Source organism: Antrihabitans auranticaus (assembly GCF_016481275.1).
Taxonomy (GTDB): Bacteria; Actinomycetota; Actinomycetes; order Mycobacteriales; family Mycobacteriaceae; genus Antrihabitans.
Genome location: NZ_JAEMNW010000001.1, coordinates 891,841 through 907,248, shown reverse-complemented (window position 1 = coordinate 907,248; position 15,408 = coordinate 891,841). Strand labels below are relative to the sequence as shown.

Sequence of the window (15,408 nt, the reverse complement as noted above, 5' to 3'; positions counted from 1 at the left end):
ATCGGAGCCGCGGTCTCGTGGGGGCTCCTTTTTTGCGACGCAGGGAGGGCGACGTGAAGGGACCGCGTCAGACCGCCCCCGCGAGGTGTCCGGCGAGAAAGCGGAAGGCATACGGTGCAAACGAGATTCCGCCCGTGATGTGCTCGCGGATCGGCATCCGCCGCAGTCGAACGTCTGCGCCGAGGTGCTGCCAGTCGCGGTGCAGCTGGACGGCCTGCGCGAACGGGATGACCTGATCGCGGGTGCCGGCGCCGATGAGCACGGGGACCGACGGGCGGAGCTGGCCGAGGCGGTTCTCGCGCATTCGGGCTATGACGTCCGGTCGCGCGTGAGGTGATCGGATTGTGTAGGCGGATGCGCGTTTCCGCGGCATCGCGGCACCGAGGGCAATCGCCTGGATGATGTGGGTTCGATTGAACAGGGCGACGGCGCGGCGGCCGCGTGGGTTGAGGTCCGCGAGGATGTCGAGTTCGGGGTAGGCGCTGTCGAGCCCGATGAGGCCGTAGAAAAGAAGGAACGCGAACAATCCGCCGTCGGTGGCGGGAACCATGGTCTCGAGGTCGACTGGTGCAGCGCCGACGGCGCCCGCAGCGAGAACCAACTCGGGCGCATACGTGGGCTGAAGTTGCAGCGCCCAGCCGGCAGCACACCCGCCTTCCGAGTAACCGAAGATCGCGAGGGGTCCTGCCGGATCGAGCCTGGCCGGATCGAGTTGGCGTGCGGCGCGGATGCTGTCGAGGACCGCCGGCCCGAGCGCGCGTCCGATGACGTACGGATGGTTGCCCGGCGTGCCGAGCCCGGGATAGTCGGTCAGCGTGACCGCCCAGCCGCGGCGCAGCGCGGCGGCAATTACCGAGGCCTCGTATTCGATGCCCCGGCCGAGCTGCCAGGAAGGTGCGGCGCGGTCGGCGAGTCCCTGCGTGCCGATCGCGTAGCCGATGAGTGGACGCGGCCCGTTCGCGTGCGGTTCGGGCGGCACCAGAACGATGCCTCCGACGACAGTCGGGTCGCCCGTTGCCGTCGTCGTGGCGTACCGGATCCGCCACGCGTGAGCCGGCAACCGAACGCCGGGAACCAGATACGCGCGCATCGGCTCGGCGCCGAGCAGTGTCCCGGGCGGTCCGTGCGCCGAGAAATGTTGCCGGGCATCGGCGGTCGTCATTGACCTGCCTCCGATCGTGCGGAGTGTGGTGCGCGAATATGAACCATGTTCATTATGAACATGGTTCATAATCGTGGATTCGCATAGGTGTGTCAACACCCTGACGATCGCCTGTCCATGCCAATAGGCTGGGTCGATGGACCCCGCCGACAAAGATTCCGGCATCTCGCTGGCCGAGCTGCTGGCGGCATTTTCGATGGCCACCGATCTAGGTCTGGGGCAACCGATGGAACACATTCTGCGTTCCTGGCAGATCGCGGCACGTACCGCCGGGCACGTCGGACTACCGCCAGAACAGCAGGAGTCGTTGTTCTACGTGGCGATGTTGTCCTGGGTCGGTTGCGTTGCCGATGCACCGGAGGTCGGCGCGTTGTTCGGTGACGACATCGCATTCCGTTCCGACGGTTACGCATTCGACCTCGCGGGCGCTTCCGCCTTTCGATTCTTCGCGGGCCATGCTGCTGCCGGCGCACCGATGTCGCGACGAATTCTGGCCGCCGCTGCACTTGTCGCGACTGGCGGCCGAAACGTCGTGCGCGGCATGCAGTCGCATTGCATGACGGTGTCGACGATGGCGCAGCAGCTCGGGCTGGCGGATCCCGTCGCGGAAGGGTTGCGGCAGTTCTTCACACGGTGGGACGGTCGCGGTGTGCCCGAAGGTGTCGGCGGCACAGACATTGCCCTCCCGATCCGGCTGTTCCATCTCGCCGATGTCGTCGAGGTACATCACCGGATCGGTGGTGTCGACGATGCCGTCAAAGTTGCCAGGGATCGCCGGGGCACGCAATTCGACCCGGAAATAGTGGACGCGTTCTGTGCGATCGCGCCAGACGTGTTGCCCGACATCGAGTCTCATAGCGAACTGCGTGACCTCATCGCCGATGATCCCGCGTTACGGCGTCAACTGTCCGAGCAGGAGCTCGACGTTGCGCTCGAGTCGGTCGCCGATTTCACTGATCTGCGGAGCCTGCACAGGGCAGGGCACTCCCGTGGCGTTGCCGATCTGGCTGCCGCGGCCGCGACGAAGATGCGCATGCCGGTCGATCGGGTCCGGGAGATTCGACGCGCCGGATTGCTGCACGACATCGGCTTGCACGGCCTGCCGGGGACCGTCCTTGACAAGTCCGGACCGTTGGCGGCGACAGAGTGGGAACGCGTCCGGCTCAGCGCGTATTACACCGAGCGGGTGCTCGCTCGGCCGCCGGCGCTTGCGCGGATCGGCGCTGTTGCTGCACTCGCCCACGAGCGCATGGACGGCAGCGGCTATCACCGCGGGATGAGCGGTTCGGCGATTCCTGTTTCGGGTCGAATCTTGGCTGCTGCGTGTATGTTTCGTGCACTCACCGAGAACCGGGCACACCGTCGCGCGCGGACCGCCAAAGAGGCGGCAACGATGGTTCGCGACGAAGTACGCGCTGGGCGAATCGATGCCGACGCCGCAGACGCGGTGCTGGCTGCGGCGGGTGTCGGCGCCAAGCGCCGGACCGGACCCTCGGGACTCACCCCACGCGAGGTAGAGGTGCTGCAGATGATCGCGCACGGTGCGTCGACCGTCGACGTTGCGCGAAATCTCGGCATAGCCAAGAAGACTGCGGGCACCCACATCGAGCGCATCTACACGAAGACCGGATCGTCGTCGCGATCGACCGCAACGCTGTTCGCGTTGCGCAACGGCCTGCTCGACCCCCTCGATTTGTAGGGCGTTCACCCGACGCGACCGACCGCGTTCCACTCGTACGGTTCTCCTACATCGACAACAGGAGGACAGAACGATGGGCACGAAAGCAGTCGTCAGTCTGACGACAGGACTGGAAGATCCGGAAAAGGTGACGGTCGCGTTCCTCGTAGCAGTTGGTGCGGCGGAGACCGGACGCGAAACGCTGATGTTCCTGACGAAGGAAGCAGTGCGGCTCGCCGTTCAAGGCACTGCAGTCGGCGTGGCCTGCGACGGGTGCCCGGCCCTGCCGGACCTCCTGCGGCGCTTCGAAGCTGCCGGCGGGCGGTACTACGTCTGCCCGATCTGTTTCAACGCCAAGCATCTCGACGCCGACGCATTGATCGGTAATGCCGAGATCCAGGGCACGATTCCGATGTGGAAGTGGATCGGCGACGAATCCGCAACCACCTTCAGTTACTGATCGCCATGACTACCATCGCCGCACGCACAACCGCGATCACGCCGAATCGAAGCGAAGCACCGTGGCCCGATCACGAATACGTACGCGGGTGGGGCGTCTTCGGGCTGCCGTTCGATTCCGGACACATCCTGGCGCTCCGGGTATTCCCGGACAATCCGTTCGCGCCTTACGCGACCGTCTGGCATCGCGATCCGACAGGCAAGTGGTCGATCTTCGTCGACGGGCCACGGTTCGATATTGCGTGCCCGCGCTACTACGCGAAGGCCTGTGATGTTGTCGCACATGCCAAGATCACTCTGACGTGGACCGAACCGTCGACGCTCCGGGTAACCCTCGACGACCCGAAGTTGGATTGGACCGTGACGGCGTCGCAGTCGCGCACGTTGCGGACGTTGAACGCGATGGGCGGGGCGATGCCGCTGTGGACGTGGCGGCCGAAGCTGCTGATCAAAGCTCGGCAAGCGCTCGCGCACAGTCTCGGCATGGGGCGGCTGGAGCTCGCCGGCGAAATGCCGAGTGGGCATCACGGGCTCCTGATGCCGCAGCGCATGTTCTACATAAACGAGTCTCGCGCGACCCTCGACGGTGCGGATCTCGGCAACCCCACCCGGCTCGCCGACAACCCTGACATCGGCGGCGTACCACTGCCCGCCCGCGGCGTCATGGCGATCGGCCAGGCGATGTGGCGAATCACCGACCGCGAAGAGTACGAACGCATGCGCGCCGAGACCGCGTTGCAACGGCGATAGCCGTTCTATCGTTGTCGCATGCCACGCGAATTCGAGGAGAAGTCGGTTCTCCCGAGTCAGCGTGACAGGAAGGCGGCGCTGTACGCGCTGTGTGTCAGCTTCTTCATGATCGGGCTCGACGCGACGGTCGTGAATGTCGCTATCCCGCACATTCAGTCGTCGTTGCAGGCAAGTTTGAACGACATGGTGTGGGTCAACAGTGCCTACGCTCTGTGTTACGCGGTTCCGCTGATTGTGGCTGGGCGCCTTGGTGATCGGTTCGGGCCCAAGCGGGTGTTTCTCGCTGGGCTCGCGGGTTTCACGGTCGCCTCGCTGGCCTGTGCGGTGGCGCCGGATCCGGGGATCCTGATCGCTGCTCGTGCGGCCCAAGGGCTTTGCGCCGCGTTGGTCGCACCGCAGACGATGAGTTTGATCGTGCACCTGTTCCCGGCCGAGCGTCGGGGGACCGCCCTCGGTATCTGGGGTGCCGTGGGTGGTGCGGCGATGGCCGCCGGTCCGTTGGTCGGCGGCTCGATGATCGCGACGCTGGGCTGGCAGGCGATCTTCCTGATCAACATCCCCATCGGGATCGCCGGGTGGATCGCCGCGGTCCGGCTGGTTCCCGATTACCGACCGCAACGCCCACATCGGTTCGATGTGCTCGGGGTGGTGTTGAGCGGCGCGGGCATGTTCGCAATCGTGTTCGCCATTCAGAGCGGCGAGCAGTATCACTGGGGCCGGATCGTGGGGCCGATCTCTATCGCATCGGTCGCGGGATTCGGGGTGCTGTGCATGGGGGCTTTCGTCGTGTGGCAGCACCACAATCCGCGTGAGCCGCTACTTCCGCTGCGGCTCTTCGCAAACCGCAACTTCTCGGCAGCGAGTGTCGCCGGTCTGGCGATGGGCGCGGCAATGGGCGGCCTCTTCCTGCCGTTGATGATCTATCTGCAGACGACGCTCGACTACTCAGCCTTGGCCGCCGGTGCGGTCACGGTACCGATGTTCGTGTTGTCCTCGCTGTGTGCTCGCAGCGCAGGGCGTGCGTCCGACCGGTTCAGTCCGGCGCTCTTGGCCGGGACGGGGTTTGCGATGCTGGCCCTCAGCATCACTGCGTTGGTGTCTCTGCTGCATCCGGGAATGTCGCTGTGGCTGCTCCTCGTCCCGCTCATGATCGCCGGTGTGGGTATCGGCGCCGTGTCCGCGCCGCTGGCTGGAATTGCGACCCGCCGCTTGCCGACGGACCTCGTCGGTGCTGCGTCGGGAGTCTTCAACACGACTCGGCAACTTGGCGGTGCATTGGGCAGTGCCGCAACGGGTCTGCTGCTGCAAGCTGCTATCGGATCATCTACGACGACCGCTACGCAGGCCGCGCTCGTGTTCCCGATAGTCATGCTGGTGGTGGGAATCGGTTGCTGCGCGATCGTTCGGTCTTCTATATTGCCGAATGATGTGTCAGTCTATAAAAAATGATTGGCAATCTGGAGGAACTCGATGACGAGCAAGTCGCGCCGCCGTGGCGCTGGTGATGCAACAGCGATGCCGCCCGTGGACGTCGCTCGCAGTCTGCTGGATCGAAGCCGACTGAAGGGCGGAATCGACGACTCCGCAGGCTATTTGGACCTTCTTTCCGACTCGGCGCCGCCTCCCTCGGTGAGCCAGCGGGTAATGCAGAACAGGTTGCTTGCGCGCGTCTACGAAGGCTACTGGCGCCCGATGTTCACCCGTGGTTTCAGTCTCGGAGGTCGAGGGACCGCCGACTACCAGCGCGACCTGATCGATCGTCTGGCCGAACCCGGCGCACGCCGTGTGCTCGATGTGGCATGCGGACCTGGCCTCCACACCCGTGAGTTCGCCCGCAACCTCACCGGCGACGGTGTCGCAATTGGTTTCGACCTTTCGAAACCCATGCTGGCGCAGGCTGTTCGGAGTACCGGCTCGGAGCGCGCGGCATATATACGCGGCGACGCCCATGCGCTGCCGTTTGCTGACGGCACCTTCGACACCGTCGTGTGCTTCGCGGCGCTCTACCTCATCAACGATCCGCATCAGGTAATTCGCGAGTTGGCGCGGGTCGCGCGGCCGGGCGGCGCCGTCGCCATATTCACGTCCCTTGCCACCGGCGTGTCTGCCGCACGCTCCGTGCGCAAGCTTGTCCAGGCTGTTGCGGACATTCATGTGTTCGAGCGCGACGAGGTCACGCGCTCGTTCGCGGATGCCGGCCTGGTCGATCTCGATCAGCGGATCATCAGCCAGGGGCAGTTCGTCAGCGCACGGAAACCCCTGTAGCCGAGGGATTTTCGGAATAAATGTCCGCGATGAGGTCGGCGTAGTTTCGTGCGACTGCGGCGCGCTTGATTTTGAGACTTGGCGTGAGTTCGCCGGTCTCTATGCTGAGTTCGCCGGGCAGAATCCGGTGTTGCTTGATCGTTTCCCACCGGTTCAGAGTCGTATTGACCTGATCGATCGCTTGCCGCACGTTGTCTCGGACGAGGGTCTCGGCGAGGTCGTTTGCTGCGTCGGGATCGATGGTGAGCAACACGGAGGCGAAGTTGCGGCCGTCTGCGATGACGATCGCGTTCGATACGAGTGGGCAGGCTGCTTTGATCGCGGATTCTATGGCAGTGGGGGCGATGTACTTGCCTCCGCTGGTTTTGACGAGGTCCTTCTTGCGGTCGGTGATGGTCAGGTATCCGTCGGCGTCGAGGATGCCGATGTCGCCGGTGGCAAACCAGCCGTCCGAGTCGATGACATCGGCGGTCTGGTCGGGCAGGCCGTGGTAGCCGCGCATGACTCCGGGGCCGCGGAGCAGGACTTCGCCGTCGCCGGCGAGGGTCACTTCGGTGCCGGGGAAGGCACGTCCGACGGTGCCGATGCGGATGCCACCTGGACGGTTCACAAAAGAGGCACCGGTCGTTTCGGTGAGACCGTAGCCTTCCAGGATCGGCAGCCCGGCGGCCGCAAACCATTCCGCTATGTGCGGGGAAAGTGCGGCGCTGCCGGACACGAGATATTCGATGTTGCCGCCGAGTCGGGTGCGGATGCGCGCGAACACGAGGCGGTCGGCGACAGTGAGTTGCGCTGCACGCCAGCGTGATAGGACGTTTCCCATCGCCCGCTGGCGAACGGCGTCGATGCCGATGTCGAAGGCCCACGTGAACAGCGCCTTCTTGACCCCACCCTCGGCGGTGGCGGCGGTGACGACACGGCTGTAGATCTTCTCGAATACGCGGGGTGCGGCAGCCATGAAGCTGGGCTGGATGATCGCGAGGTTGTCGACGATGCGGTCGAGGCGACCGTCGATGGCTGTGACGAACCCGATCTCGTATTGCGCGGCGAGGAGAAGTTTGCCGAAGACGTGAGAGAGCGGGAGCCAGAGGAATTGCACGTGGTCGGGCCGGATCACCTTCTCGGAGGCGACAGCGGCGCCGAGGTAGAGCCAGTTGCCGTGGGTCAGTTCGACGCCCTTCGGCCGACCCGTGGTGCCGGAGGTGTAGACGATGGTCGCGAGGTGGTCGGGTGTGAGTTCGGCGAGCGCGTCTTCGACGGCGGTCGAGTACGTGCCGAGGTGTGTGCGGCCGATGTCGGTCAGATTCTGCAGCGAGAGCACGCCGTCATCATCGTGGCTGCCGTCGAACAGCACGACATACCGCACGGCGCCGACGAAACCCTCTGGCGCACGGACCTTGTCGAGTTGTTCGGTGTTTTCGGCGAAAACGACGGTGGCGGCGCTGTCGGTGAGAATGTGAATGACGTCGGCGGTGCTGGTACTGGGGTAGACGGTGGTGGTGACGCCGCCTGCGAGGGAGATGGCGAGGTCGGCGAGCACCCATTCCAGGCGGGTGGAGCTGGCGATGGCGACACGTTGTTCGGTGCTGACGCCGAGGGCGATGAGGCCGGCCGCGAGTTCGCGGGCCCGGCGAGCGGTGTCGCTCCACGTCATGGACTTCCAGCCGCCGTCTGCGGTGGGTGTCCGGAATGCTTCGGCGCTGGGTGCGTGCGCGCATTGCGCGAGGAAGCGGGCACCGACGGAAGAGTAGGCGGTCATCATGTCGTCTTTCGTTGCAGGACAGGCAGTGTGAAGTGGGGGAGGGTGCTGCACGCTGCGAGGTCGCGTCCGGCGTGCATTACCGTGCGGTCGGGCCGAACGATCGCGACGGTGGCACGTTTGCTTGTCAGCCAGTGTGCAAGGACGGAACCCGTTGGGGCGGTGACGAGGACGGCGCCGAGCTCTGCGATCAGTCGACCCTGAGCCGCCGTCGGGGTCTGCGTAGTGACGACAGTGAAGCGGCCTCCGGTGACGTCGTCGAACCGTTGCCCGTCGAGTTCGGGGTTGGGGCAGAGGGTTCCGGCCAATCGGTACGGCCGCACCGTTTTCTGAACGAATTCTGTCCGCGTGAGTGCGGGCGTTGCGCCGTGCGAGATCGTGGCGCGGATGCCTGGAATGTGATGCAGGCGCGGGGCGATGATGCGGCGCAACAGGTCGCCGAACCGTCCACCCTCGGTCATCGCCTTGCCCATCGCGAGTGCGAGCAGGATCATGGTGCGCGCGTGCGGTTTACGCTCCTGTTCATACGTGTCGAGGACGGAATCGGGGAGACCCGAATTCAGTACACCGGCGAGCTTCCACGCGAGGTTCATGGCGTCGCGCAGACCAGCGCCCATTCCCTGGCCGATGAACGGCGGGGTGAGGTGGGCCGCGTCGCCGAGCAGGAAGACGTTACGATCGCGCCAGCGGTCGGCGAGCTCGGCGCGGAAGGTGTACTCGGCAACGCGCACCAATTCGAGCTCGCTGGCGGCGGTCCAGGGAGCGAGCAGGGGGCGAAGCGAGGCCAGGCTGTCGAAATCTGCAGTCGATTCACCGTCGAGCAGCCGAAACTCCCAGCGGTACCGGGTCGGTCCGATCCGCATGTAGCTGGCGGCGCGCGTGGGATCGCAGACTTGGTGGACACCGTCCCACTGGGCGAGGTCGACGTCCGTTGCGACGTCGACGACGAGCCACCGCTGTTCGAGCCCGAGATCCTTCATCGTCGAACCGATCGCGGCTCGGACGAGGCTGTTGGCGCCGTCGCAGCCGAGCAGGTATTGCGCTGTGACGGTGCGGGGTTCGCCGGTCGTGCGGTCCGTGTACTCGACTCGGACCGTGTTGGCGTCTTGGTGGATCGCGGTGACCTCGGAGTTGCCGCGCAGTGTCACGGTCGGGTAGTCGGCGAGGTTGTCGCGCAGCACAGCCTCGAGATCTGGTTGGTCGAACATGTTGGCTTTCGGATAGCCATGCGGGCCCGGGGTTGTCTCGCGCTGGAACTCGGCGAGGACGCGCATCGTGTTGTCGCGCAATTGCAGTCCCAACGAGGGCTGGGAGATGGCGGCGAACTCGTCGGCTAGTCCGAGGCGCGCGAGGATGCGGTAGATCTCGTCGTCGAGATGGACGGCGCGTGGCTGCGGGTAGACGCCGGTCCAGCGGTCCAGGATCAAGCAGTCGACTCCGTACTGGCCGAGCAACGTCGCGGCGGTGACGCCGGCTGGTCCGGCGCCGACGATGACGACTTGAAATACATTGGTGGTCATGAATTCTCGCTGACCAACCGGTCGAGTCGGGCTTGCATGGCGGCTTCCACACGGGCGGCGAAGGATTCGGTGGTTTCGTCCAGTTCGGCGGTCATCGCAGGCAGGATCGCGGTCTCGAGTTTGGTGGGGAATGCAACGTAGGGAAGCATGCCCGCGACACCGACGCTGAGACCCCACGGGATCGAGATGCTGACCGGAAGTGTGTTGAGACGCAGTAGTTTCGGCAGCCGCAGAGCAGCTGCAAGACCGCGTCCGTCGTGCAGGACGAACAGCGACTCGCCGGCACCGGAGGTCACGATCGGAACGATCGGCACGCCGCATTCGGTCGCCATGCGTGCGTACCCGGTTCGGCCGTCGAAGCAGACAGTATTTCGGTCGCGCCAGGACTTGCCGGCATCGATGTCACCCCCGGGAAAGACGAGGACATTGCGTTCGGCGGCAAAGGCATTCTCGACGGCAGCAACGGACGCTTGGACGCCACCGAAAGCTTCCACGAAGGTGCCGAGGCCCATCGTCCATGCGAGTTGGTGGACGAGGGCGGTGACGGGTCGGGTCACGGCGGCCCTGTCGAGAGCCGAGAATGCAGCCGCGACATTGAGGTCGACGAGACCACCGAAGCCGTGGTTGGCGACGAACAAAACGGTTGTGTCGGGGACGGTTTCGTCGATGTGAACGTTGTGGCGGTGATAGTGGCGAAGGTAGCCGTCGACCGCAGCGCGAACCCACGGGGTGCGGAGCGCCCTCCCCGTCATTGCGCATACCGAACAACGGTGCGCTGAGCGCCGAGGTCGAGCGTGCCGTCGTCTGTGGCGACAGAGAGTTCGACGACGTCGCCGTCGTGCAGGTACTTCGGGTTGTCGGCCTGTCGCTTGAAGAACAGCTTCCATTTGGTCGCAGGCGGCAGCAACGAGCCGATGATCTCAACGGGCTTCGGTGGTGCGCTGAGCGCGGTGCCGGCGGGGGTGCCGGTCAGCAGCAGATCGCCGGCGTCGAGGCGCTGGAAACCGGTCAGCGCAGCGAGGGCCGCAGCGGGGCGGTAGATCATGTCGGTCCCGACGACCATGTCCTGGCGCAGTTCGCCGTTGACGAACAGCTGCAGCCGCAGGTCGGTGAACCGCTTCAGTTCGTCGGCGTCGAGCAGCACCAGAGCCGGGCCGACCGGTGTGAAGGTCGGATACGACTTGGCCTCGTAGAATTGGGTTTTCGGCAGTTGCAGGTCACGAGCGGAGACATCGTTGGTGACGACGATGCCCGCGACGTAGTCCGCGATGTTGCTTTCGGTGATCTGGGTGCCGACCGGCACAGAGCGACCGAACACGATGCCGATCTCGACCTCGTAATCCAGGAACTGGACGTGCTTCGGCTTGATGATGTCGTCGAACGGGCCGCTGATCGAGCCCGACGTCTTGCGGAAGAACGTCAGAGGAATGGTGTCCGGGTTCATGCCGGAGTCTGTGACGTGGGAGCGGAAGTTCGTCATCTGCGCGACAACGCGGCAGGGCGCGGTCACGGGCGATACCAGGGCAAGCGTGTCGACGGGAACTGTCCCGGGGCTGCTGCTCGCCCGCTCGATGGCCGGTCGGTCGGCGAGTAATTCGGCGGTAGTCGTTGCGGCAGTGTCGATCTTGGCGGCGCCGGTGGGTGTGGCGACCCACCAGGCATCGGCGGTGCGGAGAACGGAGACGGTCATGTGCGGACCTTTCGAGGGTGGGTGAACGAGTCAGGAGTTGGCGACCTTCAGCAGGCCGCGCAACCTGCCGAGGTCGAATTCGTTGTCTTCGCGCAGGGCAGATAGCACCGAAACAGCCTCGTGGCGAGCAGATCTCGGGTTTGTTCCAAGGAAGTCTGTTGTTACCGGTGGACCCCACTGGGCGAGTCCGGACGCCGTCATCGTGGCCCAGCCGGGTTCGAGTGAGTTGTCGAACATGTCGCCGTCGGTGAAGTGTTCGACGAGGAAGCCATCGGGGTCGCGCCAGTAGTCGAAGATTTGGCTGCCCTGGATGTGGCGGCCAATTCCCCACGAGCGTTGGTAGCCCTGTTCGCGGAGGTATTCGCCGCCGGCAGCCATCGCATCGAGGTCGGTTACTTGAAACGCGGAGTGCACGTAGCGATTCGACGGGCCCAGTGTGAGCGCAAGGGTGTGGTGGTCGGTGGGTGTGGTGCCGCGATCACAGCGGATGAAGCTCATCACCGGTCCGCGTTCCCGCTGCCCGGCGTAGTACAGGAAGTCGCTGACGATGAGGCCGAGGTGTTCGAGGTACCAGTCGAGCGTTTCCCGGTACTTCGTCGACTGCAATACGACGTGCCCGAGGCGCTGCACCGACGCGGGTTCGCGCGGCGGTCGCTGGGTCGCGTTCACCCGAGCGAGAGCGGAACCGAAGTTGAACGTGTGCGGGCTCTGCGACGGCAGCTGCGGCAGCGGGTGCTGGTCGGCGACCACGCGGACGGTGGCGCCGCTGGGATCGGTGAGGTCGACCGAGATGCCGCCGATGGCCTCCGGTAACCGGCGCACGGACCGGCCGGTGGCCTCGGCCAGTCGCAATACGTCCGCGGATTCGGCCGCGCGAAACGCGGTGCCCGCGAAGCGCGTGCGTTCTCCCTTCCGTACCAGCACACACGGCGCGCCGACGTCGGTACCCCGCAGGTGAACCTCCTCTCGGGTGCTCAGTGTCGGAGTGAAACCAAAAGCGCGACCGAAGATCTCAGCGCGTGCGAGGTCGGGCTTTGCAAATTCGAGCCACGCTATGTCGGCGACTTTCACGATCGGGTTCCGGGCACGACCGGAGTGTTCGCCTGCGAGCGCGCCCTGTTCGCTGTGCAGGTCGTTGTGGGCCCCGTGGTGATCGGACATGAACCTCTCCTCCATCTATTGACGATATCGTCACATGCGATGGAGGAGTCAGTCAAGAGAATCTGACGAATTCGTCAAATATGACGTGAGTCTCGCAATCGCCGATATCCGGCCCCCGAGTTCTGTCCACGAAGTTCATTCGAACGTCCGATACTCGCAACACCCGCGCCGCGTCAGACTCGAGTAGAGCGCTCGCCTAACGAAAGGTCAGCCGAGTTATCAACGCTGGTTGCCGGCTCGAAGAGCTACCTCACGCAATCGGGCGGGAACACGACTGTGCCTCACTTGCGCGCCCACATCGTCCAGCAATACGGCACTGCCGACAACTAAGGAAGCGAAACAACTATGCGTACCAAGCTTTTTGTCGCAACATGCACCGCGGCGGCCGCGATGGTGACAGTCGCGGGCCCTGCATCGGCCGCACCGCAGACGACAATGCGCCAAGACGGCATCTTTGTCGTCGGGGTGGACATCTTTCCCGGAATCTGGGTCACGACTGGACCGTGGGACGACTACATGGGCTGCAGCTGGGAACGACTGTCCGGGTTCAGTGGCGAGTACGAGGACGTAATCGCAAGTGACTACACACATTCGGCCCGAATCGTCGTCGCGATCAAGCCCACCGACGTTGCTTTCAAGACCGAGTGGTGCGGGAACTGGGTAATGCAACCCTCGCCGGCGCCGTCGACCGGATCCTTCGGTTCATAGCGATACCTGATCCCACTCGGCGCACCAGCGCCCATCCAAAGGAAGAGGCTATGTCAGACCACTATCAGCAGTTCGAATCGAATCAACCGCCACCGCAGAACCTGTACCGGGTGGTGTCCATCGAGGAACGTCGTCAGGCGCTGTCCAACGCGGTTTTCGCGACCGTTGCGAGCCTGCAGGGTCGCGTCGAATCGCAAACCGACACAACGGCTACCGTCGCATCCGGAACGAAGCCGAACCACACCCTGCACTTGATACTCACCGTGCTCACCTGTGGATTCTGGGGGCTCATCTGGATTGCGGTCGCCTTCACGCAGAAGGAGCATCGCGTTGCGCTGACCGTCAACGAGTTCGGCCAGGTTATGACACAGACCCTTACGTAGTTCGTAAACAGCAACATTCGCAGAACGGAGCCTTTCGATGACGCAGCAACCACCCCCGCAGTACGGCCAGCATCCGCCTCAGTACGGCCAGCCGCCGCAGTTCGTGCCGCCGAAGAAGAAGTTCCCGAAGTGGATCATGATCGCCGGCGTCGTGGTCGTGATCCTCATCGTCGTCGCGGTCTCGGGCGGCGGCGACAAGGACAAGGACGACTCCTCCTCGTCCGGAGATTCGGCATCGAGCCAATCGGCCGAAGACAACGGTGCCGCACTCGGCTCCGAGGTCCGCGACGGCAAGTTCGGTTTCGTCGTGACGAACGTCGACATCGGCCAGACCACGGTGGGTGACAACGAGTACCTCGAGAAGGACGCACAGGGCCAGTTCGTCCTCGTCAGGCTCGACGTCACAAACACCAGCGATGAGCCACAGACCTACTTCGGCCAGAACCAGAAGCTCTACGACACTCAGGGCCGCGAATTTTCCAACGACTGGGAAGCTGAAATCAACGTCAACGAGCCGGGATCGCTCAGCGCGGAGATCAATCCCGGCAACAAGATCTCGGTCACCGTTGTTTTCGACATTCCGAAGGACGCGGTCCCGGCCTCGATCGAACTACACGACTCTGCGTTCTCGGGCGGTGCGAAAGCGTTGCTGCGGTGAGGCGCGGCGACGGTGGTGGGCCTTCGGCAGAGGGGGATCCGGTGTCTGCGTCACTTGATGCCGACGACCATCGACTCGGGGCCGGCGAGGTGCTGTACGTAGGTGTGCGAGAAACCGGCTTCGCGCATCCAGCGTTGACAGTCGGCTCCGGTGTAGTCGAATCCGCCCGGGCTCTCGATGAGCATGTTCAGGCTCATCAACAGGCCGAACGCATTCTCCCTTCGGTCGTCGTCGATGATTGCTTCGTAAACGATGAGAACCCCGCCGTCGTCGAGGACGTTGAACGCTTTCTCGAGCAAGCCGCGCTTCTCCTCGAGATTCCAGTCGTGCAGGATATGGCCCATCACCAGCACATCCGCTCTCGGCAGCGGATCGGCGAAAAAATCCCCCGGATGGAATTTCAGCCGGTCGCTCAGGCCCGCGGCTTCGACGTAGTCCTCGAAGACGGGCTGCACCTGCTGCAGATCGAAACCGCCACCGGTGATGTGCGGGTGGGCACGAGCTATGGCGACGGGAACGCATCCCTCCGCGCAGCCGATGTCGATGACGGTCGAATAGCGCTCCCACGGGAATCCGGCAGCGATCGCCTGCGCCGAACCCGCGCTGATCGAACTCATCGCGCGGAGGAACTGGCGAAGCGCAGCGTCGTCGCTGTAGATCGCGTCGAACAACGTTGCGCCACCGAGCTTTATCTCGTTCTGCGGTTCGCCGGTTCGTAAGCCGTCTGTGAGCCCGTTCCAGAATTCGAAAAGGCGCGCATTCATCATCTCGAGGATTCCGCCGACGTAGGAGGGCTTGTTCCGGTCGAGAAACAGATCGCCGTCCCGGGTGTTCGCGTATCCGCCATCGGTGCGGTCCAGCATCTTCAGTGCAACGAGTGCATCGAAGAAGTCCAGGCGGCTGCGCTGATGCAGGCCGAGGCGGTCTCCCAGGTCGTCCGCCCCGAGCGGACCTGATGCGAGTTCCGTGAACAACCCGAGCTCGATCGCGCTCAGCAACGTCTTCGATGCCCAGAATGCGGTTCCCAGTTGCAGGATGGCGCCCGGATCAGGCGCACCTTGCTCAGCCGGCGAATTGCCCTCGTCCGTGTCCATCGCGCACTCCTCGGCTTGTCTGAATTGCACTGACCGTACGCGTGGACGCGGCACGTTTCCGGGGTTTTCCCGAACGCCGCATTTTGCGCCCTGTGTGTCACTCCTGACGAGAACAGAATCA

The 15,408-nt window shown here is 64.3% G+C and carries 15 protein-coding genes; 8 read left to right on the top strand and 7 right to left on the bottom strand.

From position 1 onward, the window contains the following. Positions 1-67: 67 nt before the first annotated feature. Positions 68-1,162 carry a lipase family protein gene (locus tag JGU72_RS04025; RefSeq protein ID WP_199682420.1) on the bottom strand — a complete coding sequence of 365 codons (1,095 nt, stop codon included), beginning with the start codon at positions 1,160-1,162 and terminating at the stop codon, positions 68-70. Between the two features lie 136 nt (positions 1,163-1,298). Here JGU72_RS04025 and JGU72_RS04020 point away from each other — a divergent pair, with 136 nt between their 5' ends. From JGU72_RS04020 to JGU72_RS04000, 5 genes are all read left to right on the top strand, one after another. Beyond that, positions 1,299-2,861: an HD domain-containing phosphohydrolase gene (locus JGU72_RS04020; RefSeq protein ID WP_199682419.1), complete on the top strand. Its 1,563-nt coding sequence runs from the start codon at positions 1,299-1,301 to the stop codon at positions 2,859-2,861. Positions 2,862-2,934: 73 nt separating this feature from the next. Continuing rightward, positions 2,935-3,300 carry a DsrE family protein gene (locus JGU72_RS04015; RefSeq protein WP_199682418.1) on the top strand — a complete coding sequence of 122 codons (366 nt, stop codon included), beginning with the start codon at positions 2,935-2,937 and terminating at the stop codon, positions 3,298-3,300. Positions 3,301-3,305: 5 nt separating this feature from the next. Further along, a complete protein-coding gene (locus tag JGU72_RS04010) occupies positions 3,306-4,049 on the top strand; it encodes a hypothetical protein (RefSeq protein WP_233531088.1) in 744 nt (247 codons plus the stop codon). Between the two features lie 18 nt (positions 4,050-4,067). Then, positions 4,068-5,498: a DHA2 family efflux MFS transporter permease subunit gene (locus JGU72_RS04005; RefSeq protein WP_199682416.1), complete on the top strand. Its 1,431-nt coding sequence runs from the start codon at positions 4,068-4,070 to the stop codon at positions 5,496-5,498. 21 nt (positions 5,499-5,519) lie between these two features. Then, positions 5,520-6,314: a class I SAM-dependent methyltransferase gene (locus JGU72_RS04000; protein WP_233531085.1), complete on the top strand. Its 795-nt coding sequence runs from the start codon at positions 5,520-5,522 to the stop codon at positions 6,312-6,314. On the opposite strand, the gene JGU72_RS03995 is transcribed toward JGU72_RS04000, so the two are convergent. From JGU72_RS03995 to JGU72_RS03975, 5 genes are read right to left on the bottom strand one after another with little or no spacing between them, the layout of a single operon-like run. After that, positions 6,292-8,076, bottom strand: coding sequence for an AMP-dependent synthetase/ligase (locus JGU72_RS03995; RefSeq protein WP_199682415.1), 1,785 nt, complete (start codon positions 8,074-8,076; stop codon positions 6,292-6,294). The two genes, JGU72_RS04000 and JGU72_RS03995, sit on opposite strands and share 23 nt — an antisense overlap. Then, the gene (gene mhpA, locus JGU72_RS03990; protein WP_199682414.1) at positions 8,073-9,593 is read right to left on the bottom strand and encodes a bifunctional 3-(3-hydroxy-phenyl)propionate/3-hydroxycinnamic acid hydroxylase MhpA; all 1,521 of its coding nucleotides are present in this window, start codon (positions 9,591-9,593) and stop codon (positions 8,073-8,075) included. The genes JGU72_RS03995 and mhpA overlap by 4 nt, the downstream gene beginning before the upstream one ends. Continuing rightward, positions 9,590-10,345 (bottom strand): 1-acyl-sn-glycerol-3-phosphate acyltransferase, encoded by a 756-nt coding sequence (locus JGU72_RS03985; protein WP_199682413.1) that lies wholly within the window; start codon positions 10,343-10,345, stop codon positions 9,590-9,592. Before JGU72_RS03985 ends, mhpA begins: the two co-directional genes overlap by 4 nt. After that, complete coding sequence (locus JGU72_RS03980) at positions 10,342-11,283, bottom strand: fumarylacetoacetate hydrolase family protein (protein ID WP_199682412.1); 942 nt, start codon at positions 11,281-11,283, stop codon at positions 10,342-10,344. The genes JGU72_RS03985 and JGU72_RS03980 overlap by 4 nt, the downstream gene beginning before the upstream one ends. 30 nt (positions 11,284-11,313) lie before the next feature. After that, complete coding sequence (locus tag JGU72_RS03975) at positions 11,314-12,444, bottom strand: VOC family protein (protein WP_199682411.1); 1,131 nt, start codon at positions 12,442-12,444, stop codon at positions 11,314-11,316. Between the two features lie 345 nt (positions 12,445-12,789). Between JGU72_RS03975 and JGU72_RS03970 the strand changes: the two genes are divergently transcribed. The 3 genes from JGU72_RS03970 to JGU72_RS03960 are packed head-to-tail and all read left to right on the top strand — an operon-like array spanning position 12,790 to position 14,193. Further along, entirely contained in the window at positions 12,790-13,152 is a 363-nt protein-coding gene (locus JGU72_RS03970) for a hypothetical protein (RefSeq protein WP_199682410.1), read from the top strand. A 50-nt stretch (positions 13,153-13,202) separates the two neighbouring features. Next, positions 13,203-13,535 (top strand): hypothetical protein, encoded by a 333-nt coding sequence (locus JGU72_RS03965; RefSeq protein WP_199682409.1) that lies wholly within the window; start codon positions 13,203-13,205, stop codon positions 13,533-13,535. A gap of 37 nt (positions 13,536-13,572) precedes the next feature. Next, positions 13,573-14,193 carry a DUF4352 domain-containing protein gene (locus tag JGU72_RS03960; RefSeq protein WP_199682408.1) on the top strand — a complete coding sequence of 207 codons (621 nt, stop codon included), beginning with the start codon at positions 13,573-13,575 and terminating at the stop codon, positions 14,191-14,193. A gap of 50 nt (positions 14,194-14,243) precedes the next feature. Here the strand turns inward: JGU72_RS03960 and JGU72_RS03955 are convergent, their stop codons facing one another. After that, a complete protein-coding gene (locus tag JGU72_RS03955; protein WP_199682407.1) occupies positions 14,244-15,287 on the bottom strand; it encodes a methyltransferase in 1,044 nt (347 codons plus the stop codon). Between the last annotated feature and the right edge of the window lie 121 nt (positions 15,288-15,408).

Coding starts and splice junctions, on each gene's coding strand:
- JGU72_RS04005 (WP_199682416.1), top strand. CDS start 4,068: ATGCCACGCGAATTCGAGGAGAAGTCGGTTCTCCCGAGTCAGCGTGAC.
- JGU72_RS04015 (WP_199682418.1), top strand. CDS start 2,935: ATGGGCACGAAAGCAGTCGTCAGTCTGACGACAGGACTGGAAGATCCG.
- JGU72_RS03970 (WP_199682410.1), top strand. CDS start 12,790: ATGCGTACCAAGCTTTTTGTCGCAACATGCACCGCGGCGGCCGCGATG.
- JGU72_RS04020 (WP_199682419.1), top strand. CDS start 1,299: ATGGACCCCGCCGACAAAGATTCCGGCATCTCGCTGGCCGAGCTGCTG.
- JGU72_RS04010 (WP_233531088.1), top strand. CDS start 3,306: ATGACTACCATCGCCGCACGCACAACCGCGATCACGCCGAATCGAAGC.
- JGU72_RS03960 (WP_199682408.1), top strand. CDS start 13,573: ATGACGCAGCAACCACCCCCGCAGTACGGCCAGCATCCGCCTCAGTAC.
- JGU72_RS03955 (WP_199682407.1), bottom strand. CDS start 15,287: ATGGACACGGACGAGGGCAATTCGCCGGCTGAGCAAGGTGCGCCTGAT.
- JGU72_RS03975 (WP_199682411.1), bottom strand. CDS start 12,444: ATGTCCGATCACCACGGGGCCCACAACGACCTGCACAGCGAACAGGGC.
- mhpA (WP_199682414.1), bottom strand. CDS start 9,593: ATGACCACCAATGTATTTCAAGTCGTCATCGTCGGCGCCGGACCAGCC.
- JGU72_RS04025 (WP_199682420.1), bottom strand. CDS start 1,162: ATGACGACCGCCGATGCCCGGCAACATTTCTCGGCGCACGGACCGCCC.
- JGU72_RS03965 (WP_199682409.1), top strand. CDS start 13,203: ATGTCAGACCACTATCAGCAGTTCGAATCGAATCAACCGCCACCGCAG.
- JGU72_RS03995 (WP_199682415.1), bottom strand. CDS start 8,076: ATGATGACCGCCTACTCTTCCGTCGGTGCCCGCTTCCTCGCGCAATGC.
- JGU72_RS03985 (WP_199682413.1), bottom strand. CDS start 10,345: ATGACGGGGAGGGCGCTCCGCACCCCGTGGGTTCGCGCTGCGGTCGAC.
- JGU72_RS03980 (WP_199682412.1), bottom strand. CDS start 11,283: ATGACCGTCTCCGTTCTCCGCACCGCCGATGCCTGGTGGGTCGCCACA.
- JGU72_RS04000 (WP_233531085.1), top strand. CDS start 5,520: ATGACGAGCAAGTCGCGCCGCCGTGGCGCTGGTGATGCAACAGCGATG.